Raw genomic sequence first — 25132 nt, forward strand, 5'->3', positions numbered from 1 at the left:
TGGATTAGTCTTGCTCTGCGCACAACGCGCTTTTTATTTCCGGAGGATCAAGTCTATGACAGTAATCAACCAGGCTACGTGCAAACTTTTTACCGATACCGATCGTTTTACGCAACTTTCCTGCTATTACGAAGAAGAGCGCCGCACCGTATGGATGATGTTGCGAGCACAGCCCCGACCCTGTTTTAACCATGTGTTAATTGAAGAGATCATGAATGCGTCCTGGCTCGTTCGCCAGGCGGGTTTCATGGTTGATTTTTGGGTGACGGGGTCTCTGGTCCCCGGAATGTATAATGCCGGTGGTGATTTGGGTTTTTTTGTGGAGTGTATCCGTAATGGACGGCGCGAAGCATTGCGGGCCTATGCGCGCGCCTGCGTGGATTGTGTTCATGCGGCTTCAAGAGGCTTTGATACGGGTGCCATCTCACTGGCTATGGTTGAGGGGAGTGCACTCGGTGGCGGGTTTGAGGCCGCCCTGGCGCACCATTTTCTGCTGGCGCAGCGCGATGCCCGGCTCGGTTTCCCGGAGATAGCCTTCAATTTATTTCCGGGTATGGGCGGTTATTCACTGGTAGCGCGCCGTTCGGGAATGAAACTGGCCGAAGCGCTTATCTACAAAGGCGAGTCGCATACGGCGGAGTGGTTTGAACAGCAGGGGCTGGTGGACCAGCTGTTTGAACCCGGCCAGGGTTACCTGTCTGTCAGGACCTTCATTGATACGCTGCAACCCAGACTCAACGGGATACGCGCCATGTTGCGCGCCCGTCAGCGAGTGATACAGCTCCCACGAAGCGAACTGATGGACATTACTGAAGACTGGGTGGATGCCGCGTTCTGCCTTGAACCAAAGGACATCGCCTACATGGAACGCCTGGTTCTATTACAAAACCGACATGCCGCCGCCAGTCTGAGTAAAGCCAGCTGAGCTATTTACGCGACAGATAACGTTTATACCATCGCTCGAAAACGGCAGCGGGCATGGGTTTAGCAAATAAAAAACCCTGTCGTTCATTGACGCCGTTCTTAGTCAGAAAGGCGTCTTCTTTTGCACTTTCCACCCCTTCCGCAATCACCTGTAAATTAAGCGCCTGAGCCACCGCAACGATAGCCCGCACCAGCGACTGGGAGACAGATTGTTTATGTATATCCTTAACAAAAGATTGATCCAGTTTAATGGCGTCAATCGGGAAGCGGGCCAGTTGCGACAGGGAGGAGTAGCCGGTGCCAAAATCATCGAGATGCACCTGTGAGCCGAGCTCACTGAATTGCTGAATCAGTGACAGTGCAAGTTCTTCATTTTCAATCAGGCAGCTTTCCGTGAGTTCTACATCTATCGGACAATATTCAAAATTCAAATCGCTTAAGGCCTGTTTCAGATCGCTGAAGATAGTCTGGTCGGCTAACTGGCGGGCAGAAACGTTAACCGCTACGCGCAGGTTGATGCCTTTATCACGCCACTTTGCGACCTGCCGCACTACATCCAGCATCACCCAGCGGCCGAGCGGGACGATAAGCCCGGACTCTTCGGCATAGGCGATAAAATCCAGAGGAGGGATCAGACCGCGCTCCGGTGACTGCCAGCGAACCAGCGCCTCCAGGCTGCGAACTTCGCCGCGCCAGGTCACCTTGGGCTGATAATGGATCACTAACTGATCCTTATCGAGGGCTTTGCGCAGGTTGGTGTCCAGCCAGAGGTATTCAAAGACGCGCTGATTCATCTCCGGGGTGAATACGCAAAATTTTCCCTTTCCATTCTCTTTTGCAATGTACATCGCCGTGTCAGCATTACGAATGATGCTTTCCCGATCGTTGCCATGCTGAGGAACCAGGGCAATCCCCAGCGAGCATCCCGTGTAAACCTCAATCAGCCCGATACGGAACGCCTGACGTAAACGGGTAATGATGCGCGACGCCATGGCCTCGAGCGCGCTCTGCGACGAGTCTGTCGCCATCACGATAAACTCGTCGCCGCCGAGTCTCGCCAGGACCTGACCCTCGTCGAGACAGCTTAAAATAGCGAGCGCGACGGCCTGTAAAAGCTGATCGCCAAACATATGACCGTAGGCATCGTTCACCTTTTTAAAATTATCCAGGTCCAGATAGACGATACCAATTTGCGTTTCACCGCGATTATCAATGGCGCTGCTGATTAATTCATGAATAGCATTGCGATTAGGCAGGCCGGTAATGGTATCGGTATTAGCTAAAACGCGCAGGCGCTCCTGAGCGCGGCGTTCTTCAGTAATATCCGTACCCGAACAGATGAGAAAAATTTCATTTTTTCCGCTACCGCTATGAACAAATTTATTGCGAAACAAAAACAGACGTTGTCCTTTGCGGGTTTTAATCCAGCGTTCAACTTCGTATGAGGAACCATTGCGGAAAAATTCACTAATATTTTGCCGTGATGCCGCCGCCTCCTGTTGGTTCATAAAAAGCTTAAATACATTCTGGCCAATCACCTCGTGCTCTTTTAAACCCGTATATTCTTCACTCAGACGATTAAAGCGTTGAATACTGCCATGCCGGTCAACAATGACGATGACCGAGTTAGCTTCTGAAACAACCTGCTCGGCAAAAGAGAGGCCCTGCACCAGATCGCGTGCTACGGAAGAGGTATCATGCCAGGCAGAGGCTGTGCCGGCCCACTCCTGCTGATTAATTTTACGGCCAACGAGATGTACAGGGAGATCATCACCAAAGAGCGACAGATACATCGTCTGACTGGAGGTAATGACCGTCATCTGGCGAAGCTGGGCTGCCTGTTCATCGCTCAGGGTGACGACCTGGCTCACCTCCGCATCCTCATCAGGGGCAAAGTGCAGCGCATTGCTGTCAGCGCTCAGTCGCCAGAAAGGGCTGGTTGAGCCCAGATAACGAAACAGCAAGTTCTGTTCCTGCAAATCTTTCATGCTATCTCCCAACCCACCAAAAAGCGCAACGGATACTCATTCGAGGACGGATAAACCAACAGTACAAAAGGGGGAACCAGGGGAAAAACGTATTGTTTTTACTTACAAACTAATAATAAAACGAGTTCTGTTTAAAAATATAGCGGGTGCGTAAAATTTGCATAGCAAATCACTGGACGTGCGCAGTTATTTTATTGTGGCGGGTTTATACCCGTTGTGGGGGAAATAAAGAAAAAATGCTTGTGAGATCGCATCCATTCATTTCGCCCCCAGACATCAGGGGGCGAATGAGAGCAGGGGATTCAGACCGCCGGACGGGCAATAATGCTGCGTGTTTCCATTCGCACTTCAGCGATAGTCACATCAATAACCTCTGTCACTTTATAAACGGCTTCACCTTTAATTTGTACGGTGCCTGTTTCCTGGCTGCACACCAGTTCGTCACGAACGGCATGAATAAAGGGGGCCGGAATAAAAGCGACCGCGCCATTATCAACGAGGCGCACACGCATACCACCGCGGCTGACATCGATAATTTCAGCGGCAAAGCGCGCATCGGTGCCTGCTTTATCCTGCAAGTAGCGGGCATAGAGCCAGTCGCCCACGTCACGCTCAGCCATACGGTTAAGGCGGCGGCGTTCAGCCATTTGTACCGTCGTGTCAGCCTGCGGACGCGCAACAGATTCCCCTTTGATGATGGCCTTCAACAAACGATGGTTGATCATGTCGCCATATTTACGAATCGGGGATGTCCAGGTCGCGTAGGCTTCGAGACCCAGACCGAAGTGCGGACCCGGCTCGATGCTGATTTCAGCGAATGACTGGAAGCGGCGGATGCGGCTGTCGAGAAAACCAGAAGGCTGCGCATCCAGCTCACGACGAAGCTTACAAAACCCGTTCAGTGTCAGCACTTCTTCGGGGTCAACGTCCATGCCGTGCGTTTTTAACAAGGCGGCGAGTTGCTCGCTACTGGCCGGGTCGAAGCCCATGTGAACGTTGTAAACACCGAATCCAAGCTTGTCGCGCAAAACCCGGGCAGCGCAGATATTGGCAGCGATCATTGCCTCTTCAACGATACGGTTGGCAATGCGGCGTGGCTCCGCGACGATATCAAGTACTTCGCCTTTTTCACCCAGAATGAAGCGGTAGTCCGGGCGATCTTTAAAGACCAGCGCGTGGGTTTGACGCCACTGCGCGCGCGCAAGGCATACCCGGTGCAGCAACTGAATCTGTTGCGCGATGGCATCGCTCTGCGGCTGCCATGATCCGCGTTTTTCCAGCCAGTCAGAGACCTCGTCATATACCAGCTTGGCTTTAGAGGTGATAGTCGCTGCGAAGAAGGTGATCTCCTCTTCAATACTGCCTTCGCTGTCGATGGTCATCCGACAGGCCAGTACCGGGCGGACTTCATCGGCGCGCAGGGAGCACAGATCATCTGACAATTCGCGCGGCAGCATCGGGATATTGAAGCCCGGCAGGTAATTGGTGAAGGCACGAATTTTCGCGTTTTTGTCGATTGCGCTACCTTCTGCAACCCAGGCAGTAGGATCTGCGATGGCGACAGTCAGCTGAAGTTTCCCTTCAGCGGTCTCTTCGACATAAAGCGCATCATCCATATCTTCTGTGCTGGCGCTGTCAATGGTAACAAACGTCTGCGCCGTAAGATCAACACGCTCAAGGCCCTCATCCAGCATGGTGGTGGCCGCGCCGTTCGGTGCCTCTTTTTCAAGATTGTGGCGTGCCAGTGTCACCCACCAGGGGACGAAATGATCGTCACCGAAGGTGATGTATTGCGTCAGTTCGGCATAAAAGGTGCGATCGCCTTTCAGCGGATGGCGGCGCATTTCCGCAACGGCCCAGTCACCCTCTTTAAAATCATGGGTAACCTGGCGATCGGCACGGCAGGGGATGACGTCTTTAATCAGGGGATGATCGGGAACAATCGAGAGACGATCGTCTTTACGCTGAACTCTGCCGACAAAACGGGAGAGGAAGGGTTCAACCAGCTCTTCCGGCTCAGCGGATTCACGGTCTTTTTCAGTGTGGATCACGGCGATAATGCGATCGCCATGCATCACTTTTTTCATCTGCGGCGGTGGAATAAAATAGCTTTTTTGCGCATCGACTTCGAGGAAACCAAAGCCTTTTTCCGTGGCTTTCACGACACCTTCCGCACGCGGTGTCTGTGAATGAAGTTGCTGTTTTAGCTGCGCGAGCAGCGGGTTATCCTGAAACATAGTTTTCTATTTTCGTGGCTGAAAGAGCGGCTGACAGTTTTACGCGAATCCGGGGGTTGCAGCAAGCGCTCTTTGGGCAAAATTCCCTGCTCAGGCTGAGCACTTAACCCGGCGTGGCGCTAAAACATTATGCCGCATCGCCCAGCGCAATGTTGAGGCGATTAAGCCAGCCGCATAAGGCGCACCAGACCAGCAGAGAGAGGGCGGATGTCTCGCAAAATCCCTGAGCCTGTAGTGTGCGAAAATGGGCGGCACTAAACCGGTCCGGGGCGCAGGTGAGGATCTGAACCGCTGACGCGACAGCTATCTCACGCGCGCGGGTTTGCCCGAGTCGTTTTAGCACCCGTTCACCCTGTCTTATCGCCTCCGCCAGATCGTCAGCACCACGCCAGTGCTGCCAGACTTCAGTGAAGCAGTGCAGGCTGCCATTTATGCGAGCGCAATAAAGGGCAATCAGTGCCGCTGTCTCCTCGTCGATAAGCCCACCGTGTACATCGCTGTAAATCTCACCGAGCGCGTCGAGCGACGGGTATTCATGAGCCAGAATGGGTGCTAACAGACGAAAGGCTGGTAGCGGTTGCCAGGCAGCAAGCGATTCCAGCTGGCGGGCGCTGGCGATGCGCATTTCGACGCCCTTTATGCCCGCTGTCCATTGAGTACGCAGTTCAGTAAATGCCGCAGGGGCAGCCTCCTGCTGCATTTCCATGCCAGGGATGAGTCGCACGGGGAGGCCGGTCAGCGCCTGCACGCCCGCCACGATGCGTGCCTGAAATCCGATATACCCAATGATTTGCGCCATCAGAACGGTGTCATACCCGGTGAGTCCCACCTCTTCCAGCTGCTGACGGGCGCGGGCGTCGATGACCTCCGGGGAAGCTGCGAGCTGACGGGCATATTGGGTGATCTGCGCAAGCCGACGGTTGCTTTCACGTGAAGGATCCGGCCCCGGAAGAGGCGCAAGCCGGGCTGCATAGTGATTACACAGACGCTGAACGCCATACACCTGCGCGACCGTCAGGGCCGTGCTCAACCTGTCGTAAATGCTTAACGTGCGCAGGCGACTAACCGCAACACGCGGCGGGAAAAGAAAGCCATAGAGTTGTCGGGCTGGCGTCAGCCAGCGACTACACGCCCCGGTCAATGGGGTGGGTAATGAAAGGTCGAGCAGAAAATGGTCTTCCACCCGTGCAGCTTCCGGCACGAGGGGCAACGACTGATGCTGACGTGCGCTCGACTGCGTTTCATGATACCAGTGGCTTTTGCCGGAAAAACGGCGTTGTTCCATGGTCGTTCCTTGTCAGAAGTGGCGATCCGGACACGTCGTGGCAAAGAAACGCCGGATCGTTTTCGCTGCTTTATCCTGGCGTAAGCGGGGAGAGGGATGAAAGATTGTTAGGTGATAATAAATATCAGAAAGGTATATACCCGTTATATTTCAAGTTGCCTCATTGTTGGCTGCGCTTATTTACCCCGGTCACATAGTTGTCTATGTTCCCGGGGATGCATGCGCTTGCCGCCGCGATGCAACCTGAACTATTTAGGGTATAAAGATGCCCCCCGGAACCGGGGGGCAAAAGGGATTATTTCAGTTCCAGCTCGTTCATTGCTGCAATGCTGAAACCGCCGTCAACGTGAACGACTTCACCGGAGATACCCGCGGAGAGGTCGGAACACAGGAAGGCTGCGGAGTTACCCACATCTTCGATGGTGACGGTGCGGCGAATCGGAGTAACCGCTTCGCAGTGGGCCAGCATTTTACGGAAATCTTTAATGCCGGAGGCAGCCAGAGTACGGATAGGGCCTGCAGAGATGCCGTTAACGCGAATGCCTTCCGGGCCCATTGCGTTAGCCATATAGCGCACGTTGGCTTCCAGCGACGCTTTCGCCAGACCCATCACGTTGTAGTTTGGGATAGCGCGCTCAGCACCCAGGTAAGAGAGGGTCAGCAGTGCAGAGCCCGGGTTAAGCATGGCACGGCAGGATTTTGCCAGTGCGACGAAGCTGTAGGAGCTGATGTCGTGCGCAATTTTGAAGCCGTCACGAGTAACTGCATTCACATAATCGCCGTCCAGCTGGTCACCCGGGGCGAAACCGATGGAATGAACGAAACCGTCAAATTTCGGCCATACTTTAACCAGTTCGCTGAACAGGTTTTCGATGCTGTCATCTTCCGCAACGTCACATGGCAGCACGATGCTGGAACCCAGTTGAGCGGCAAACTCTTCTACACGGCCTTTCAGTTTGTCGTTCTGATAGGTGAACGCCAGCTCAGCGCCTTCGCGGTGCATAGCTTGCGCGATACCGTAGGCGATGGAAAGTTTGCTGGCAACGCCCGTTACCAGAATGCGCTTACCGGTAAGAAAACCCATAGCTTTTAATCCTTATAGTTACTGTTATGCGATCAACGTTCACACGTGGATCGTTATTAAAACGCGGCGATTCTAACATGAGTCGCCGAATGAGTTAATCCGACCACTGAAAGGCCGTGCGGCCTCAGCGATCCTGTCGCCAGGCATCTGCGGTCAATGCTTCGCCAAAATGGCCGGCAATTAAGCGCTTAGTGAGCTCATGCAGCGGTGATGCCAGCACGCTGGCGGTGCTGCCACGCTCGACAACTTCGCCCTGATGCATCACCAGAACCTGATCGCTGATGTGTTTCATCATGCCGATGTGCTGGGTCACATAAATATAAGCGATACCCTGTTTTTCCTGTAATTCCAGCATCAGATTTATTAACTGCGAGCGCATCGACATATCCAGCGAGGCCAGCGCCTCATCGGCAATAATGACCTTCGGGCGCAGGATAAGCGCACGCGCCAGTCCCAGACGCTGCTTCTGACCGGGGGCAAACATATAAGGGTAATAGCTGGCATGATCGGGTAATAACCCCACCATGCGCAGCGTTTCATAAATGCGTTTCTGTCGCGCCTCTGGCTCAAGGTCGGTGTTAAGCCTGAGCGGAAAGTCGAGTATCTGCGAAATACGCTGGCGCGGATTAAGCGATGTCGACGGGTCCTGAAAAATCATTCTGATACGCTGGCTACGAAATGAGTAATCACCATAGCGCAGAGGATGGTCGTCAATCAGGAGTTCCCCCGTACTGGGTGCTGTCATCCCGGCCAGCATTTTTGCCAGCGTCGACTTACCTGAGCCATTCTCACCAATAATCGCCAGCGTCTGCTTTTCCCGTAGCGTAAAGCTCAGAGGCTTCACCGCCTCCACGGTCTGCTGGCGAAACCAGCCGGTGCGATAGCGAAAGGTCTTACTCAGGTTACGTACTTCGAGCAGGGTTTCCACCATCTCACTCTCTCTCCATATTCAGCGGGAAATGGCAGGCGTACAGATGGTTTTTGGCACCTGACAGTAGCGGCCTTTCAATACATTTGCGTTGCGCATAGGGGCAGCGGGGCCCCAGGCGACAACCAATTGGCAGATGCTCCAACAGCGGAATGGCGCCTGGAAGCGTGTTGAGTCGACTTTTGTGTGGCATCGCACTGCCAAAATCAGGGATAGCGCGGATCAATGCCTGCGTATAAGGATGGTGCGGCGTTGAGATGAGTTCTTCACTCGGTGCGGTTTCTACCGTCTGACCGCAGTACATCACATTGATACGGTCAGCCCAGTTGCTCAACATCTGCAGATCATGGCTGATGAGCAGAATCGTGGTGTTATTGTTCTGATTAAGCCGCGTCAGCAGACGGAAAATCTGCGCTTGCGTGGTGGGCTCCATCGCATTGGTCGGTTCGTCGGCAATCAGTAGTCGCGGCTGGTTAGCGAGCGCAATGGCTATCATCACTTTCTGACACTCGCCATCGGTCAGCTCGTAAGGGAAGCTGCGCATCGCATCTTTGTGATCTTTAATACCCACGCGGTGTAGGAGCTCAATCGCGCGACGCTTGCGCCAGCCAAAGCGACGGAAAAAGCCCCCTTTCCAGGTCCAGCCAGGGATGTTTTGCATCAGCTGTTTGCCGATCCGCTCGGAGGGATCGAGACAGGACTGCGGCTCCTGAAAAATCATCGACACGTTATGGCCGAGCAATTTTCGCCGTTCGCGAGGCGACAGCCGCATCAGGTCGATATCATCGAAACGCATACGGTCGGCGGTGACGCGCCAGTTCTCTTTAGTGACGCCACAAATGGCCTTTGCAATCAGGCTTTTACCGGAGCCAGACTCACCCACAAGACCGCGGATTTCCCCTTCGGCCAGGGTCAGATTGACTCTGTCGACAGCTTTAACCCACTGTTCACCGGTTTTCACTTCGATGGTGAGATTACGTATATCGAGCAGCGGCATTATTCCACCCCCGCATTAATGGCGCGGCGAATGCCATCGCCAAGCAGATTGACAAGCAATACGCTGAGCATGATGGCCGCACCCGGGAGCATGACCGTCCAGGGGGCGACATAAATAAGTTCAAGGGCGTCCCCCAGCATGGCGCCCCATTCCGGCGAGGGGAGCTGTGCGCCAAGATCAAGGAAGCCAAGTGCGGCAATGTCCAGAATGGCAATGGAAAGCGAACGGGTCGTTTCAGTGACCAGTCCGGACGTCATATTGGGCAGCACAGCAAACCATAAAATATTTAAGGTGGAAGCACCGTCGAGACGAGCCGCAATGACGTACTCCTTCTCCAGTTCGTCATGCACCATGCTGTAAACCGAGCGCACCATTCGCGGCAGGATAGCCAGCCACACGGCGAACATGGCATGAGAAAGATGGGGACCGGCAAAAGCGACCACAATGATGGCCAGTAAGAGCGACGGAATCGACAGCAGGGTATCGAGAATATGGTTGAGCACAGCAGAACGCAGACCGTGCGTCGCACCCGCAATGACGCCCAGGAGAAGTCCGCACAGGGTCGCAGCGAGCGTGACGAGGAAAGCGCCGCCCACCGTTGGCGCCGCACCGCTGAGCAGGCGACTGAGAACATCACGGCCTAAATCATCCGTACCCAGGAAGAAAGAGACCTCACCGTAACGAGACCATGACGGCGGAAGCAACTGATAGCCCAGAAACTGCTGATCGATGCCGTAAGGGGCAAACCACTTGCCGAACAGGCACAGCAGGATTAGCCCGGCGCAGCCATACAGCCCAACCATAGCGGGGGTGTCGCTATAAAATTTACGCCAGACCATACGCAAGGCGCCCGGCGGGCGTTTTTCGCTATAAACATTATCGTAGGGCATATGAACCCGCTTTATCTTTATTAATCATGATTTACTTCTATTCATTTTTCTCTGGTGTACCGCAACTCAGCTGCCTATTGATGCTTTAAATTCGTTTAATCTGGATCATCGTGAAGGTTTTCAATTTACCCGCTTTGTGTACACTAATGTGTATATATTCCTGCGGGGTGTACACATTGCTCACCGACACAAAACTTAGAAAAGTTCTTGGCAAAAAAAGAGACAAAATTGAAGTCATTTCAGATGCTCACGGCCTTAATGCCCGGTTGTCTGTCACCGGCAGTATAACATTCTTTTACCGCTACAGATGGGAAGGGAAAGCAGCTCAACTGACGATTGGCGATTATCCAACCGTATCGCTATCTCACGCAAGGGAGCGCCGTCAGCAGTTCAGGGCGTGGCTGACTGAAGGATTTGATCCACGGCGCCAGGCAGTGCTTGAGAAGCAGAAAAAAATTGATGCGCTTTCAGTTAAAGAAGCATTCGATTACTGGGAGAAGTTTTACTGTATCCCCGAGGGGTTGGTGAAGATCAAGGTTAACCGCCGGGACTTCAACAATCATATCGCGCCGGTGCTCGGGAATATGATTGTTGACCAGACCACTAAGGCACACTGGCTTAGTCTATTTGACGACATGGGTAGGCGAGTGGTTACAGGGCAAATGCTTGGATTGATGCAGCGTGCATTCCGTTTCTGCTCTAACAGGGGGGTCATTAACCTAAATCCTTTAGAAAGCCTTCGTCGTTCAGATGTAGGTCTCTCTGCAGCAGTTAAGGATCGCAGGCTGAGCGATGAAGAAATTAAAACTGTTTGGAGCGTACTTCCGGAGATGAAGGGGCGGCAGCAATTAATCATGAAGTATCTTATCTTGACTGGTTGCAGGAGCACTGAGATAAGGACAGCTAAATGGGAATGGTTCGACTTCGTCGAAAAAACATGGACTATACCAGGGAGCGATTACAAAACGGGTAAATCGGTTAGGAGAGCCCTTCCGGAGGCCATAGTTAAAATGATGGCATCTATAAAGGAAACATCCGTATCGAAACACATTGTTACAGTGTCACGATACAACGGCCCGGAGGATGACAGGCCGCCAATGCAACCGAATGTCGCTTTATTCTCAGCCCAGATTATAGCCAAAACAGGGATGGCCCCGTGGTCACTTCACGACCTGAGGAGAACAGTGGCGACGCGTCTGTCTGAATTAGGCGCGCCTCCACATGTAGTTGAGAAATTGCTCGGTCATCATATGGCAGGGGTTATGGCGCGGTACAACCTGCATGATTACTTGGACGATCAGAGGCACTGGCTTGCAGTGTGGCAGAGCCATCTTGAAACGCTGATCGGTCAGCCTCTGGTTTGATACCTACTTTCTCCTCCCATTCCAGTAGATCAGACAGCCTCCAGCGCTTCGGGCTGCCATTTATTCTCGGCTGCGGGAATGGCTGAGAGAATGAGGCCGGCATCCGCGATGGCGTGCTCCAGAAATACAGCGTGCTACGTGAGATTTTGTACCTTGAAAGGACGTCACTGGTTATTAAAATCTCAACAGTGGAGTTCGTTACGTTGTTCATATCAAGCCTCTCAGTTGCATTGCCCTGGAAGATTCCTCAATCTACGAGCGTGAGTCATTGCTGTAGCCACATAGCTACATCTGCGGTTCACCACCTCCACCCAAACCTTCACGCCTTCAACCCTCACCGTATACGTCTCTTTCATCTTGCTGCGTCCATAGTCGCCGTATCTTTGATGGTGGGCGGCCAGTGCGATGTCGCATGCCTGGCGCGCCAGCGGAGATTGTTGATTGCCACGGTTAATCAGCCGCACGGTCATCTCCTTCAATGCGCTTAAACTCAATAACCCATACCCACGGGTTGGCCTGCCAGCTTTCTTCGCCATAGATGTGCTGCCATGTCTGGCCGAACCATGACCGGGAAAAATCGGGGTAACCAAACTGCTGGGATACCGCGTCGATAGACGGATGACTCGGCGGCGCGCCCTCTGCAATTGCATCCCTCTGGCTGATATCGTTCAGTCGTTCCACGCGCACGTCGGTAATCTCCAGCAGAATACGGCTGGCCCAGCGCGGCATATGGATTGATGGAGTCCAGCGCACATCCTCAGCTGGCGGCGCGTTCTCGTAGTGCGGTGGCACATGTGCAGGGTAGTTCGCACGATAAAGCTGTAATTCCGGCGCGCCAGCGCCAGCTTGCGCCCACGTCTCGCGCACCCAAAGTCGGTCCCCTGGCTGGCCGAACGTGCAAAGCATTGCCGCGAGGCGGCAACCCTCATAGCTGGCCTCGCCGTTTTTACCGCGCACTACCGGGTTTTTCATACCATGCTCATGGGAAAGTTTGATGATCCGGCGCGTCTGCGTTTTGCGCCCATCAAGAATGGCCCGCACCATTTCTGAGTTAAAAATCATTCCGCGCTCTTTCATGCTGTACGCTCCGGGTCGTATTTATCCCAGCAGTTAGCTTCGATATTTCGCAGCAGACGGCGTTCGGCCACCTCATCCACGCTGCGCCCGGTCAGTTCGGCAACCACTTTGTTGTTGTTCCGCGCCAGGATCTCAAGTTCTTCAATACTCCAGCCCATAGTTCCTCCTAGGCATGGGAGGGTTTCCCCTCCCGTGTCCCTTAGCCCACGTATTCAGGTTTCAGATCCAGCAGATTGACGCTGTATTTTTCGTACAGCTCATCGCCGAGGTGACGTTTGGCTGATGCCAGAATTTTCTCGGCTTCGGCAAATTGCTCGGTGGCGCCCGGTTCGCCAGGGTTCGGCAGGGAGTTGATAGCCGCTTCAACATTATTGCGAGCATCCACCAGGTAATAACGTTTAACTGCCTTGTTCTTCAGCTCAGTAAACAGCGCGGTACCGAGTACGACCTTCTGCGATTCGATATCAGCACGCACCGCCTTGGCGTTGTCGACATCCTGAGCAGCATCAATACGGTCGCGGAAGTCGTCTGCCATCACATCGATGTTTACTGCGGACTCCTGTCCTTTGGCAGCTGATTCCACTTCTGAGGTGATCTCCTTAACCGACATGCGCTGGCTTAATTCAGGGTTAATCTCACGTTCAGTACGTGCCTCAACCTCATCCGGGCTGTAAACACCCAGAATGACTTCAGGACAGTACAGGCGGCCCCAGTATTTGACGCCGAGATAGGCGATCTGCTGTTTAGGATTCGAGACCCATAACGGAGAATTACGCGTGACCACGCCAGACAGGTAAATGGGTTCACCCCAGGTGATTTCGCTTTCACCGCGCAAGATGGCCCCGACCTCAACATAGAGCCCAATTTCATCTTCGTCAGTCCAGTCGCGAACGCGCTCAGTTACCTGGTATTTACCGTTTTTGCCATTTTTTTCTTTGGTGACTTCGCGGGTCCGTGTGCAGCGCTCCCATTCACCGCCATAGCGATAATGGAAGCGTCCACGGATGGCACTGGAGCTGGCAATAACTGCGTTTATCAGCTGGGCTTCATAGCCAAGAACGCCGTTTACCAGGTGGGTTTTCTGCGCGACCGCATAGGGATTCATGCCCCACTGCAGGGCCTGCATTACGATAGCCATGCAATCAGCGGGTTTACCTGCAAGGTGTGCAGGGACAGTGACCTGAGAATCAGCCATAAGGTTGGCGAATGCTGTTAACTGGCCCAGCGCCTGGACGTTGAAAATGGCATTGCTGGCAGAGATAGTGTTTGGTGCCTGCTGTTCGGTGGTGATGATGTTCGTGTTTTCCATGGTTGATCCCCTTATGCATTTGCCAGAGTGCGCAGAAATTCAAGGCGGCGCAGGTCGTAATCAGTAAGCTCATCGGCGTAATCGTCAGTCACCGGAGCTGGCCATTCGCCAGTATCAAAAGCGTTTGCGATTGAACGCATGGTGGTCTGGTATTCCAGCGCGCCCAGCTCAATCAGTTCCGGGCTGGCCTCGACGATGGCTATCCAGTGATAACCCTCGTCTTTGTTGACGAAAATCCAGAAGAACTGGTCAAGCGCCGCGGTGTTCATGTACATGGATGCGCTCAGGTGGTAATCGCGGTCGATAATCTCGCGGTGCAGCTTCGCCCGCAGGCCAGACTGCTTGACGTTCCACATGCTGATGGTTTTGAGGTCAACGCCGATTCGTACACCGCTCATGTCAATTTCAAGGTCAGGGCGAACACGGATTTCGAGACCGGTTTCATCATCGATGCCGAAATAGCTCGTCTCAACAACGCGGTTAGGATGAGTTAAGAACTTACCGGCAGTCGGGTGTGACAGCAGGGCATCCTGAATGGCCTGGGCCGTCGCCAGCTGCGCGCGGGTCACCAGAATCTTGTCATCCGGGTTGTCGCGCCACGCATCCAGCAGTTCGTCAGCGATTACCGCATCCGGTTTCACGGACTTCACTGCCTGAATCAGGTCCGCTTTAGTACCGGACACTTTCAGCGGCGCGGGCTTCTGAGCTTCCTGTGCAACCAGGTCAGGGTTGATAATCGCCAGTTGCTCAAGGAGAGCATCACGGCTACCGCTGGTTTTCACCGGCGCGGGCAGGGTGGCGTTGTACTCTTTGATGCAGGCTTTCATCGCTGCAGCTGTCTGTTTCTGGTCTGCCTCAATGCGCTGGAATTCGGCTGGCAGAGACATGTAGCTCTGTCCAGTCTCTTCAACAGATGACCCCATTGGCACCGGAGCGGGCAGCGTGGCGTTATGCTCTTCCAGCAGGGCTTTGATGTCGTCACCGCTTAACTGCGGCGCCAGGCTGGCATTGTGTTCATCAATGAACTCGCGCAGCGTCGCCGTGGTGGTAAACGCACCCTCAGGGATAACCGGTTCAACGCTGAATTCAGCATCCAGATTTTCCGGTTGCAGTGCCAACGCATGCACCAGGTTGCCCATATCCAGCACTTTGGACTGCTCGCGGGCGATGGTTTTGGCGACGTGGCGCGCGTTGAAATACATCAGGCTGACACGGGCGTCTTTTACCTGTGTGCTGCTGATACCATTGGCTGCGTGGTAGACGTTATTCGGCAGGCCTTCATAACGGCCCGGTTCGAAATAGGCCGGGTATTCAGGTTCAGGTTCGGTAGTGGCATCCTGCAACTCTTCGGACTGATCGAATTTCGCCATCGCAGATGCCAGCATTTCGCCGACCGGAGCCAGAATCTCTTTGGCTGTCAGGGTAGCTGTTTCTGTACCAGACTCATCAACGCTCTGGCCTGCTGATACCGCGCTACCAGCTTCGCTTTCGACCTGGACAGTCGTTTCCATCTGCACATTGTCGGTAGCCTCTTCTGATTTAGTGGTGGTGCTGGTGGTGGATTGCTGGCCCATCAGGTTGTCGATGGAGAAAATGCCGGCGCCAAGGTTGGCGACGTCTGATTTTGTTGTGGTCACCGCCTCAGGTTTACTGGCAGCCTCTACCGCCATTTTCCCAACTACAGCAAATCCAGTGTCCAGCTTATCGAGGCTCTCAACCGGTTCGGTACCCTGAATAACTCCTGCAACCACTGCTGCACTATCAATCTGGCGGGCGGCCGCGAGGGTTTCGGCGGTTGGCTTGGTGTGATCAGTTTCGGTAAGGTTGGCGTTTATGTAACCGCTCAAACGACCTGAGGATTTGTAATGCTCAGGATGAGCGCTTCTGATAACGGCGAAAATTGCTGCGCGGGAATAATCTAGAATGCCGGGCGTTTTGCGCAGCACCGCAGACCATTCTTTGAACGGGCTTTCTTTGGTGGATACGATTTCTTTTGCCCGACGATAGATCCCGCCAGGAATGTTGTAGATGTCGAAGTCCATAGGCATAGTTGCCGCAGCAATTTCGACATCCAGCGTGTCCAGCGTGTGGACGTAATCGGAATTACGATCAGTCGTGATTCCACCGCCAGAAGTTGTGCCAGCATCGGTGCGTTGAATAGCGGAGACCCGCTTACCGGCAGCCCACTCCTTAACGAGCAACCCGCGGTCTACATGGTGTGTACCCAGCCAGGCTTTTGTGAAGGCGACCACCGCCCCCAGCTCATGGCGTTTATCCTGAGGGAAGACCGCTTTGATTGCCTGGGTGTATTTCCAGACATCGTTGGTGGACAGTTTTTTCATACCGTCAGCGTTTTCAGACGCCAGCAGCATGTTCTGGATATAACTGTTGTCCATGTCCAGTTCCAGCGCGGAGATTTCTTTGCGCTGTTCTGCAGTGACGTGGTGAGTAAACTCATCGACGATGAACTGGGACAGAAGTAAATTGCGAAACGACAATTGGGCAACCGGCCACAGCATAGCCTCTTCAACGTCGCTGCTAAAATCTTCCGAAGTACCGTCCTCAGACTTTGCACTTAGCCAGTCTTTAACCATCTGATTACGCGCCTCTGGTTCAGCAGCGATCCAGTCAGTTACAAACTCGACCAGCATCGTCTGGTCATGCTCTTCATCCTGAGGAAATACTGATTTAACTGCCTGAACAAGTTTCCATTCGACGTGCAGAGACAGGTCGGCAAACTCAGCAACATCGCTGATGGCCTGGAATAAGTTCCGCATGTACAAATTGCCTTCATCCATCGACAATTCGCTGGCGGCAATCTGCTGATCTTTTGTTACGTGGGTCAGGTATTTGTCATTCAGCATGTAGATGGCAAGACGAACGGCCAGCCCGCGCTTCTCAACCGGTACAGTTGCGACAGCGTCAGGTGCTGCATTTTCTTCGGCAGTTTCCAGCGCGTCTGGCAGTTCGGCACCAGTATCAACAACTGCTGCGCTCGGTGCGGGGTGGAACTCATCTGCCGGCGCCTTGCCGGCTTTCAGTTGCCATGTACGGCCATCGTCAGCCAGTTCATAGCGTTCGCACCAGGTGTAATCCACTGCGCCTTCTTCAGGCAGGTCGTTAACTACCGGAAAATCGGTGCGGATCGGTTTTGCGTAATCTTTACCACGACCGGTTTCGATTTCGGCGTCTTCCAGCGCAACATCCAGCTGCAGGTTTGCGCGCGCTGCACTTTTCGCAGTGAACCAAATCACCGCATCTTTCTTGCCAGACTTCTGACTGGCTTTAAGCAGATGGAAAGATTCCATGTCAGATCCTCATTTTTGGATGTAAGATCCCCGAGCCATTGATAGCGCCCATTGGGTATTCATTGGTTTTGGTAATTTCCGGTGTACTTTGATCGGTGGCACCGGACGTACAGGCCCGCTTCGGCGGGTTTTTACGTTATGGCTCGTTTGCCATCTGGTGATGCTCTGCGCACTGCTTAGAGCAATAATCGTGTTCTTTGCGCGCCAGCTGTGCGCCCTGGATAAAGAGCAATTCGTTTTTAACTTCTTTCCCTTGCTCAATCGGTTTGCGGCAGTACGCGCATTTGATTTCCACGAATCACTCCTTTCACAAATTCGCGTTGTAACCAGCCGGTTGCTCACCTCCGCGCACAATGCCTTCAATCTCAAAGCATTCGCCCGATACCTGCTGCTCAACGGCAGCTGCTTCACATGCCTGCTGGCTTTCGTACACGCCCAGCACCACATCCTGAAAATCACCGTTGGTCATGCCGACGGTCAGAACTAAAGCGAAAAGGGTGTTCATCGCGTAGCCCCTGCTGCGTAGTGGAATTCCTGCACTGCCTGGTGCCACATGTGGGCATCTTCGAGAAATAGGGCAATGACGATTTTGTTTTGCGCTGCGCGGACCCGGTTCAGGTCAACGGTGCGAACAGTGATTGCTTCAGACAGACCAGCGATAACCATTTGCTCTCGATTCAGAACGACAGAATCGCGGGGGCTATCTACTAAGCTCAGGCGCCAGAGTGAGCCATTAGCTACAGGTTTGACCTTGTACTGCTGATTGTTGTGAGTGACTACCATCTAATCCCCCGGTCTTTCCCGGCGTCAGAACGTTAAAGAAACCTGTGCGCATAGTTGTGTTGCGATGGGATTATGATAGCTATACGTATTATTGATAGCAATACTTATTGATATTAAATAATAGCAATTTGCATTAATACTTTGATAACAAAAGGAATTTAATTTTGTAAAAACTGCGTGCTATGCTCAGAAAAGCGTCGAAATGGAGCTTCGTATGGATATGATTGACGACAAAGCGGGACTAATTCTGAACGCGATCGGCCTGGCGGTGGTTGAGTTGATAGGCGAGCGCGTACCGATCACCAGAGATAACCTGGTAGATAAGCTGGAGCACAACCGGCGTGAGACAGGGAACGTGATAGGGAAGGGCGTGAACAGGGATGCGGCGGAACTTGTGAGGTGAGGAATATGAGACCACCAGTTACAGATGAAGAAATTGAGTTACTCAAAGCGGATTTGGACAGGCTGGAGAAAAGTCAGCTAGTGGGGATTGAGGCTTATGAGGCATTGCAAATCTTGGAGATGCGCAGGCAGACCGCGAAGCTTGAATTCATCAAAAGGTTGCTGGTTAAAGACGGTAAGTAGAGCAATAAAAAACCCGGCGCGGTGGCCGGGTTTTTAAACATATATCAATTAATGAAGCATCGAGGAAGCTTCAAGCATTTTTTCGAAATAATGACTCATATCATCTTTACTAAAAGCATTAATTAAATTATCTGTATGTTTTTCTAATAAGTTGAGTTGCTGTTTCGCGCTTTTTTCCTGAGCGGTTGTTTCAGCGGCATAGATAACAAAAGAGTCAATATTGTGGCTGAAAACTTCACACGCTTTACTTATGGTTAATGCACTTATAGCTGCCTCACCCATTTGTTTTTTAACATTCTCAGAGCGAAAATCTATTGTTTCAGTTAAATGATACTTACCATTTTTAAGTAAAAAATCTGCCATAAGTCCTTCATCCGAGCTGATGGGATAATTGGCAACAACCTTGTGGTTGTAAAGGTCTTCATTATACTTGCTAAAAACCCCGTTCCGAATAAATGTATCTTTTATATCGAAAAATATTTTTCTGCTAACGCGCTTATGAGATGCTCTCTGCGGGTTAACGAGTCTTGCCATCAGCTCGTTAATTTTTGTTTCATAAAGAGCCATATCACCTACAGTGAAGACTCCAAAATCAGAGAGAGAAAGAGAGCCTTTGAATAATCGAGGAAGAAGATAAATATCTTTCATTACCTTTGATACATCAAAAAAAGAAGAGGTTAAATCTTCCAGATATTCAAGGTTTAACCCTTTATCAATAGCGCGAAGTTTTGAAACGGAATTAATCATTCTAACGTCAATTTCATTGTCACGGTAAACAATCATTCCAACGTTAATCGTCTCACCCTTTTCAAGATTAGGTGTTACTCTGATTAAGCTGTATTTGAATGTTGTCATGACATTATCTCCTGTCTTATTGCTTCTAGGCGCATCGCCTTATCTTCACTATCCCACCATCGCAAAATGTATTCTTTGTGCATAGGCGGTAGCCATTCTTCAGGCATAGAAGACAATATATCAGAAATCACTGACACGCCAATTTTATCGATTTTGTCAAGGATATTCAAAGCTACAGCGCGAAGTTCGGGAGTATCCCCAACCATTTGCTTGGCGTGGTTCCAGTTAACAACTGTTGTCGAATCAGTAGGAAGCGTAAGCGCGGTGCTTCTTGGCCAGCCAATAACGAATGAGCTTAAACTAAAATCGAATGTTTTAACGATTACTTGGTCTCTACTATTATGCATATAGAGATAATTATTCAGATGGCGATCAATGTTATGCACAAACTGGTCAAAGGCGTAAATTGCCCATAACTGCCTTTTAAGCGAATCACTAGCATTAGTTAGTATTCCTAGCCATTGCGGAGCGCTTAGGCCTAACTTCCAAGCAGCATGTTCTATTCTTGAACCAAATACATAGTTTCCATCAGCTATACAGCGAAGGACCTTACATACTGGGGTTGCAATGCCACACTTTTCAGCAAGGCATGTACAGAACCATTCTGCTGCAGGTACCTGAGTCGGGTTTTGTACTGGAAAAGGAGTGCTACCATTTGTTCCTTTTACTGCATATTCCATCTCATCGCTTGCGACCGCGAATCCAGAAAGATGAACAGTACCAAGTCCAGATGGAGTGTAATCGTTGAACTCTAACTCAAAAAGATTACCTTGCTCCGGTAATTCGCTGTTTTCTGGTTCATTTTCTTGAGCCACTTTGGTATTCCTCCAGCCTGACATTGGAACCTCTGCTAACGTTAAGTTGATTTATTTCCACGGAATTATCGGTACAGATTAGTTTCAATCAGCCTGGGCTTTGATTGAATAGTGTCCAAAAATCTGATTTTTTATCAAAAAAATCTATGATTAACGAGATGAATTCCCTTAACAATCCGCTCCGTTAAGCACTTCTTGTGAAGCCTTTCCAGCCAAGCGCCAACCAAGTGATCTAATTCCTACATCTCATTGCGTTGAGACCTGCCTAGCCATGCTTCCTGTACGTCTGCGGCATGCCTAACTGTTATCCAAACCGCTTGTAAGCAATTGTCTGCTTGATGAGCACCTTAGCCATGATGTGAAAGCGATCCAGATCTCCATCCTCGATGTACCACTCTTTGTACCGGGCGTTATCAGATATCACCAACAATTTGTCCTTGTGCATCTGCAGCCGCTTAACATGCAGTGTATTGCCAAACACAAAAACGTACACACCATCGCCGTCGAAATGCCGCACACCGATGTTTACGAATATTTCATCGCCTGGGTCAATCGTGCCTTCCATGCTGTCACCGCGAACGGTGATCACTTTAACCTGAGAAGACGGTACCGGGCCAAATAGGGCATGACCTTTTTCCGGTGTGTACTCAATCGCTCTGATGGTTTCGATAAAGTCGGTCGACAGCATAGAACCCGGCCCCGCGCTTGCATGAACATCCAGCACATCGACTCTGTAGATATCAGTGCGAGGCTGAGCGACAACTTCCGCAGGCTTCTGGCCATCAGCCCGCATGCTTCCTTCGCCAGTAGAAAGCCATTCCGTTCTAACGCCAAGTGCATTGGCAATCTCAACGATTTTTGTCGAGCCGCGAGCATTGCCACTGGTGAGGCGCCAAATGGTGGGCTGAGCGACACCTGACGCTTTCGCGAGAGCGCCCTGAGACATGCCGGACAATTCCATTGCCTGGTTAAGGCGGTCTGCAAGAGTTTCTTTTTTCATAGTTTTCAATTTATACGCTTGCGTATTGGTGGTCAAAACACGTTTAGCTATTGCCAACATTAATACGCATTGCTATTATCCATATCGACCAATACTTAAAGGAATTGGATATGACCAACAAAGTTATCCAGCGAGCAATTGACATCGCTGGCAGCCAAAAAAAACTAGCCGATCGCTGTGGTGTTGCTCAACCAACCGTGTGGCGCTGGCTTCATGGCGGCGGGATTGATGCACGTTACGTGATGAAAATCGTGTTTGCCACTGAAGGGAAAATCAAAGCGGCAGATATCAGGCCCGATCTCGCGCAACTTCTCAGCGCAAATAATACTGCCGCCTAACCGGCGGTACTAACCACGAAAGGGAAAGCAATGCACACGCAATCACTTACGTATCAACAGAGTACAGGATTAGGCCATCCCGTTCTGATTTATGAAAATCATCGAAAGCCCGCTGCGGCCGGTATAAACCACGACGACATTCGGTCTGCCGTTCGTGCCTGGGCAGCTGATTGCCGTAGCCGTGAATTTGTTGCCGCGCTGATCGCAGAAGAGTGGCGCCGCGCTGGTGGTGAAGGGCTGGATATACCGACTGACTCGCATCGCCAGATGCAGAAGATTTTCCGCTGGCTGGACGGTGAGACAGAGTACGCAGCTGAAAACGTTCGCCTACTGACGCCGGCGATCCTAGCTGTTCTGCCACTGGAATTTCGTTCCCGCCTGGCGCCGCAGGAAGACACAATGGCGCGCATTGCGGCAGCGATGAAGGAGTGTGCTGAAGCCAAGCAGGCCGTGCTGCTGGGTGCCCCAGAACATCAAAAGCTGAAGGAGGTAAGCGAGGGGATAGCAAGCCTGTTTCGGCTGATGCCGGATCAGGTTGGCCCACTGATGACAATCGTAACGTCGATGCTGGGGGCAGTATGACAGGTTCAAAAATGGCGAAAGCCGCGGTGCTCGAACACCAACGGCTTTCAGGCGCAATAACTTTGGGCAATTGCGGAGAGCAGTATGTCAAACACCGCTGAAATATACAAATTCCCTATTCAAACCGAGCAAACAGGAGGTCTTATGGCCGACCTGTCCAACGGGTACACCAGGATCGCAAACGAGATTCAGAAGCTGAAGCCGCGCCTGCGCATGTCGGGACGTGAATGGCAATGCCTGGAAGCGGTTATCTGGCTGACCTACGGATGGAACAAAAAACAGGACCGGGTTACGAATACTGTCATTTCCGGGCTTACCGGGCTTGCCGATTCGCATGTTTCTGATGCGATAAGCGCCCTGGCTGAGCGTGGAATTATTTTCAGTCACAAGCAGGGCGTGATGAAAATAGTCGGTATAAATACTGACCTATCTGCCTGGATTTTGGACAAACCGAAAACGGGAAAAGTCTTCCCGAAAACGGGAAAATCTTTCCCGAAATCGGGAAAAACCTTCCCGGAAACGGTAGACACCCAAGACTATAACAAGAACAGTATTAAAAGATCTTCGTCTGAGAATTCTGACGAATCCTCCGACGACCCTACCGAGAAGTTTCTTTCTCGTCACCCTCAAGCAGTCGGCGGTATTTACACACCGTCCGGTAAATCATGGGGAACCGCCGAAGACCTTCGTGCCGCAGAGTGGATTTACGCTCAGTTGCTGGTGGTTAACGCGAGTCTGTCCGAGCCGCGCTGGGTCGAATGGGCAAACACCATCCGACTGATGCGCGTGCAAGACTTCCGTTCTCATCATGAGATTTGTTCATTGCTCAAATGGGCCAGCCAGAACGATTTCTGGAAAGACAATATCCTCAGCCCTTCAAGCCTTCGCAAACAGTGGGACAAGCTCACCACGAAGCGCCAGAGCCTGAGTAGCGGTGTTACTCGTGGCGGTACCGCTATCGACTTCAACAACACCGACTGGATCAACGAGGTGCTGAAATGAAAAATCTCTCTGAGCAACTTCACAACTTCGACCGTGAAAACTTTCGACGTGCCGCCAACGGAATGCCAGAGGTGCAGGATGCAAGCGGCCCGGTGCGTCAGGCAGAGCAGGTAGCGGAGATTTTTAACTCGCTGTTCGCACGTTTGCGTGCTGCATTCCCGGCTGCCGTATCTGCCATTCGCACCCAGGGCGAGTACGACGAGATTCGCCGTCAGTGGCTTCTGGCTCTTGGGGAAGCTGGGATCACCAGCATGGAACAGGTCGATGCTGGTATGCGCGTTGCACGTCGTCAGGAGAAACCATTCCTGCCGTCGCCCGGCCAGTTCGTCGCCTGGTGCCGTGCTGAGGAAAGCGCCGCTGTAGGTCTGCCTGACCAGAACGAACTGGTTGCCCTGGTGTACCAGTACTGCCGCATTCGCGGTAGCTACCCTGACGCCGAGTCTTATCCGTGGCCCGGTAAAACCGCAGACAAACAGCACACCACCAAATCCAAAGCCTGTTACTGGATGGTCACCACCCTGAGCCAGCAGATGCGTCTGCAGGGGTTCACCGACGGTGAGCTGAACCGCAAGGCCGGAGATGAGCTGGCGAAGATGGTGAAACGCGTCCGTAGCGGCGAGGTGTTACCTGAGCCTGTAGTGCGACTGCCGGTGATGGGGAAAAAACCATTAAGCCGTGAAGAGAGCCTGTCCAAGGTTCAGGAAATCCGGGCGAAGTTTGGATTCAAGGGCGGGAGGGCATGAGCATGGCACATAAATACGCAACCAAAGAACTCCGCGAGCAGCTGATTCGCGACATCATCGCCCTGGTCAAATCACGAGGGCGCCTGACAACCTCTGAGGCCGCTGCGCATTTTGGCGTTGAGCAGGAAACTATGCGCCGCCGATTCCTTGACGCCGGGGCCACTGGCGAAGTAATCCGCTTTGAAAAATTCGGCCTTTTCCGCAACGAAAAAGCGATAGCGGAATACAACATCGCTCGCGCACGCCGCCCGTATGGCCAGCGACGTTTGAAGATTGAAGCGATGCAGCGAAACGGTAATGGCATTTTCGATGAGTGCCGCCAGAACTGGCAGGGCTACCGCATCCACAAAATTTTCGGGAGTGCACAGGCATGAAACCATACGCATATGACCGCCGTGACGAACATGGCTCAATCCAACTACACAAAGGTGTCTCAACACCTCGTGTTCGTGCTGATGAAAAACTGATCCCGCTGTATTCGGCTGAACAGCTTGCAGAACTACTCGATCAGGTCCGCCTGCTGACTGAGCAGCGCGACGCGTTGGTGGCGGAAAGTGTGGCGCTGAAATCAAATTTGATGTTCTGGGATGCAGAAGACCCTGAAGCGCCGTATGAACACCCAGATGAAATCGCGAGTGAATGTGAGATGGACGTTGATGACATCTTTGATGTTCAGGTTGCCGCCCGCATGCCGAACCGAAAATATCGCGTCGTAACTATGACTGATGACGAATGCCGGACCGAGCAGGTTGGTAGTAATGAAATCCAAACCCCCGCCACCGACGCCGCAATCGCAGCCCTGCGAGCAGAAGGGGTGGAGATGTTTGCAGCCGAAATGTCTGCCCAGCATCAAAAATTACAGTCTGGAGGGTATTTCGACAGGCAGGTTGTTATCTACGCCAAGTTTTATGAACTTGCGTCTTCATTCGCCCGCCAGCTTCGCGAGAGCAAAGGAGCGCAGGGATGATTACCGGCACCAGTAATTTCGACGAAGTACCAGAGGTTCAATGCAACATATGCGGTGGTTATTACAAGGCT

The 25132-nt window shown here is 52.2% G+C and carries 27 protein-coding genes and 1 pseudogene; 10 read left to right on the top strand and 18 right to left on the bottom strand.

Annotation, left to right across the window (positions count from 1 at the left end; genetic code table 11):
• The first annotated feature begins 55 nt into the window (after positions 1–55).
• The gene (locus M1D91_RS10505) at positions 56–925 is read left to right on the top strand and encodes a crotonase/enoyl-CoA hydratase family protein (RefSeq protein ID WP_437430533.1); all 870 of its coding nucleotides are present in this window, start codon (positions 56–58) and stop codon (positions 923–925) included.
• Position 926: 1 nt separating this feature from the next.
• Here the strand turns inward: M1D91_RS10505 and pdeR are convergent, their stop codons facing one another.
• The 7 genes from pdeR to sapC form a co-directional block, all read right to left on the bottom strand.
• Complete coding sequence (gene pdeR / locus M1D91_RS10510) at positions 927–2912, bottom strand: cyclic di-GMP phosphodiesterase (protein ID WP_437430534.1); 1986 nt, start codon at positions 2910–2912, stop codon at positions 927–929.
• A 302-nt stretch (positions 2913–3214) separates the two neighbouring features.
• Entirely contained in the window at positions 3215–5149 is a 1935-nt protein-coding gene (locus M1D91_RS10515) for an exoribonuclease II (RefSeq protein ID WP_437430535.1), read from the bottom strand.
• 127 nt (positions 5150–5276) lie between these two features.
• Positions 5277–6434 (bottom strand): carboxymuconolactone decarboxylase family protein, encoded by a 1158-nt coding sequence (locus M1D91_RS10520; protein ID WP_437430536.1) that lies wholly within the window; start codon positions 6432–6434, stop codon positions 5277–5279.
• A 295-nt stretch (positions 6435–6729) separates the two neighbouring features.
• Positions 6730–7518 (bottom strand): enoyl-ACP reductase FabI, encoded by a 789-nt coding sequence (gene fabI, locus M1D91_RS10525; RefSeq protein WP_437430537.1) that lies wholly within the window; start codon positions 7516–7518, stop codon positions 6730–6732.
• Between the two features lie 124 nt (positions 7519–7642).
• A complete protein-coding gene (gene sapF / locus M1D91_RS10530; RefSeq protein ID WP_437430538.1) occupies positions 7643–8449 on the bottom strand; it encodes a putrescine export ABC transporter ATP-binding protein SapF in 807 nt (268 codons plus the stop codon).
• 1 nt (position 8450) lies between these two features.
• Positions 8451–9443 (bottom strand): putrescine export ABC transporter ATP-binding protein SapD, encoded by a 993-nt coding sequence (gene sapD, locus M1D91_RS10535; RefSeq protein WP_437430539.1) that lies wholly within the window; start codon positions 9441–9443, stop codon positions 8451–8453.
• On the bottom strand, positions 9443–10333 hold the full coding sequence (gene sapC, locus M1D91_RS10540; RefSeq protein ID WP_437430540.1) for a putrescine export ABC transporter permease SapC: 891 nt from the start codon (positions 10331–10333) through the stop codon (positions 9443–9445). The genes sapD and sapC overlap by 1 nt, the downstream gene beginning before the upstream one ends.
• Positions 10334–10479: 146 nt before the next feature.
• On the opposite strand from sapC, the gene M1D91_RS10545 reads away from it, so the two are divergent.
• Positions 10480–11697: a tyrosine-type recombinase/integrase gene (locus tag M1D91_RS10545; RefSeq protein ID WP_437430560.1), complete on the top strand. Its 1218-nt coding sequence runs from the start codon at positions 10480–10482 to the stop codon at positions 11695–11697.
• A gap of 221 nt (positions 11698–11918) precedes the next feature.
• Here M1D91_RS10545 and M1D91_RS10550 read toward each other — a convergent pair whose 3' ends face one another.
• The 8 genes and pseudogenes from M1D91_RS10550 to kil form a co-directional block, all read right to left on the bottom strand.
• On the bottom strand, positions 11919–12161 hold the full coding sequence (locus M1D91_RS10550; RefSeq protein ID WP_437430541.1) for a DUF4060 family protein: 243 nt from the start codon (positions 12159–12161) through the stop codon (positions 11919–11921).
• Positions 12148–12774, bottom strand: a complete 627-nt coding sequence (locus tag M1D91_RS10555; RefSeq protein ID WP_437430542.1) for a hypothetical protein — start codon at positions 12772–12774, stop codon at positions 12148–12150. Before M1D91_RS10555 ends, M1D91_RS10550 begins: the two co-directional genes overlap by 14 nt.
• Positions 12771–12932, bottom strand: a complete 162-nt coding sequence (locus tag M1D91_RS10560) for a hypothetical protein (RefSeq protein WP_437434545.1) — start codon at positions 12930–12932, stop codon at positions 12771–12773. The genes M1D91_RS10555 and M1D91_RS10560 overlap by 4 nt, the downstream gene beginning before the upstream one ends.
• Before the next feature lie 41 nt (positions 12933–12973).
• A pseudogene (locus M1D91_RS10565) lies at positions 12974–14156 on the bottom strand (RecT family recombinase).
• Entirely contained in the window at positions 14095–17391 is a 3297-nt protein-coding gene (locus M1D91_RS10570; protein WP_457976265.1) for a RecE family exodeoxyribonuclease, read from the bottom strand. Before M1D91_RS10570 ends, M1D91_RS10565 begins: the two are co-directional and overlap by 62 nt.
• Before the next feature lie 136 nt (positions 17392–17527).
• Entirely contained in the window at positions 17528–17686 is a 159-nt protein-coding gene (locus tag M1D91_RS10575; protein ID WP_437431934.1) for a YdaE family protein, read from the bottom strand.
• Positions 17687–17698: 12 nt separating this feature from the next.
• Complete coding sequence (locus M1D91_RS10580; protein WP_437431935.1) at positions 17699–17896, bottom strand: DUF1482 family protein; 198 nt, start codon at positions 17894–17896, stop codon at positions 17699–17701.
• Positions 17893–18174: a host cell division inhibitory peptide Kil gene (kil, locus tag M1D91_RS10585; protein ID WP_437431936.1), complete on the bottom strand. Its 282-nt coding sequence runs from the start codon at positions 18172–18174 to the stop codon at positions 17893–17895. The genes M1D91_RS10580 and kil overlap by 4 nt, the downstream gene beginning before the upstream one ends.
• Positions 18175–18388: 214 nt before the next feature.
• On the opposite strand from kil, the gene M1D91_RS10590 reads away from it, so the two are divergent.
• Positions 18389–18577, top strand: coding sequence for a hypothetical protein (locus M1D91_RS10590; RefSeq protein ID WP_457976268.1), 189 nt, complete (start codon positions 18389–18391; stop codon positions 18575–18577).
• A 5-nt stretch (positions 18578–18582) separates the two neighbouring features.
• Entirely contained in the window at positions 18583–18759 is a 177-nt protein-coding gene (locus M1D91_RS10595) for a hypothetical protein (protein ID WP_437431938.1), read from the top strand.
• Positions 18760–18807: 48 nt separating this feature from the next.
• Here the strand turns inward: M1D91_RS10595 and M1D91_RS10600 are convergent, their stop codons facing one another.
• The 3 genes from M1D91_RS10600 to M1D91_RS10610 all read right to left on the bottom strand — a co-directional run bounded on the left by M1D91_RS10600 (position 18808) and on the right by M1D91_RS10610 (position 21489).
• The gene (locus M1D91_RS10600) at positions 18808–19614 is read right to left on the bottom strand and encodes a DUF3037 domain-containing protein (RefSeq protein WP_437431939.1); all 807 of its coding nucleotides are present in this window, start codon (positions 19612–19614) and stop codon (positions 18808–18810) included.
• Positions 19611–20429 (bottom strand): hypothetical protein, encoded by an 819-nt coding sequence (locus M1D91_RS10605; RefSeq protein WP_437431940.1) that lies wholly within the window; start codon positions 20427–20429, stop codon positions 19611–19613. The genes M1D91_RS10600 and M1D91_RS10605 overlap by 4 nt, the downstream gene beginning before the upstream one ends.
• 304 nt (positions 20430–20733) lie before the next feature.
• A complete protein-coding gene (locus M1D91_RS10610) occupies positions 20734–21489 on the bottom strand; it encodes an XRE family transcriptional regulator (RefSeq protein WP_437431941.1) in 756 nt (251 codons plus the stop codon).
• Positions 21490–21539: 50 nt separating this feature from the next.
• Between M1D91_RS10610 and M1D91_RS10615 the strand changes: the two genes are divergently transcribed.
• From M1D91_RS10615 to M1D91_RS10640, 6 genes are all read left to right on the top strand, one after another.
• Positions 21540–21767, top strand: coding sequence for a helix-turn-helix domain-containing protein (locus M1D91_RS10615; protein WP_437431942.1), 228 nt, complete (start codon positions 21540–21542; stop codon positions 21765–21767).
• Between the two features lie 30 nt (positions 21768–21797).
• On the top strand, positions 21798–22349 hold the full coding sequence (locus M1D91_RS10620) for a toxin YdaT domain-containing protein (protein ID WP_437431943.1): 552 nt from the start codon (positions 21798–21800) through the stop codon (positions 22347–22349).
• Between the two features lie 84 nt (positions 22350–22433).
• Entirely contained in the window at positions 22434–23351 is a 918-nt protein-coding gene (locus tag M1D91_RS10625) for a replication protein (protein ID WP_437431944.1), read from the top strand.
• On the top strand, positions 23348–24094 hold the full coding sequence (locus tag M1D91_RS10630) for a replication protein P (protein ID WP_437431945.1): 747 nt from the start codon (positions 23348–23350) through the stop codon (positions 24092–24094). Before M1D91_RS10625 ends, M1D91_RS10630 begins: the two co-directional genes overlap by 4 nt.
• 2 nt (positions 24095–24096) lie before the next feature.
• The gene (locus M1D91_RS10635) at positions 24097–24468 is read left to right on the top strand and encodes a DUF977 family protein (protein WP_437431946.1); all 372 of its coding nucleotides are present in this window, start codon (positions 24097–24099) and stop codon (positions 24466–24468) included.
• Positions 24465–25061: a hypothetical protein gene (locus M1D91_RS10640; protein WP_437431947.1), complete on the top strand. Its 597-nt coding sequence runs from the start codon at positions 24465–24467 to the stop codon at positions 25059–25061. Before M1D91_RS10635 ends, M1D91_RS10640 begins: the two co-directional genes overlap by 4 nt.
• The last annotated feature ends 71 nt before the right edge of the window (positions 25062–25132 follow it).

The organism is Enterobacter sp. SA197 (assembly GCF_054131575.1).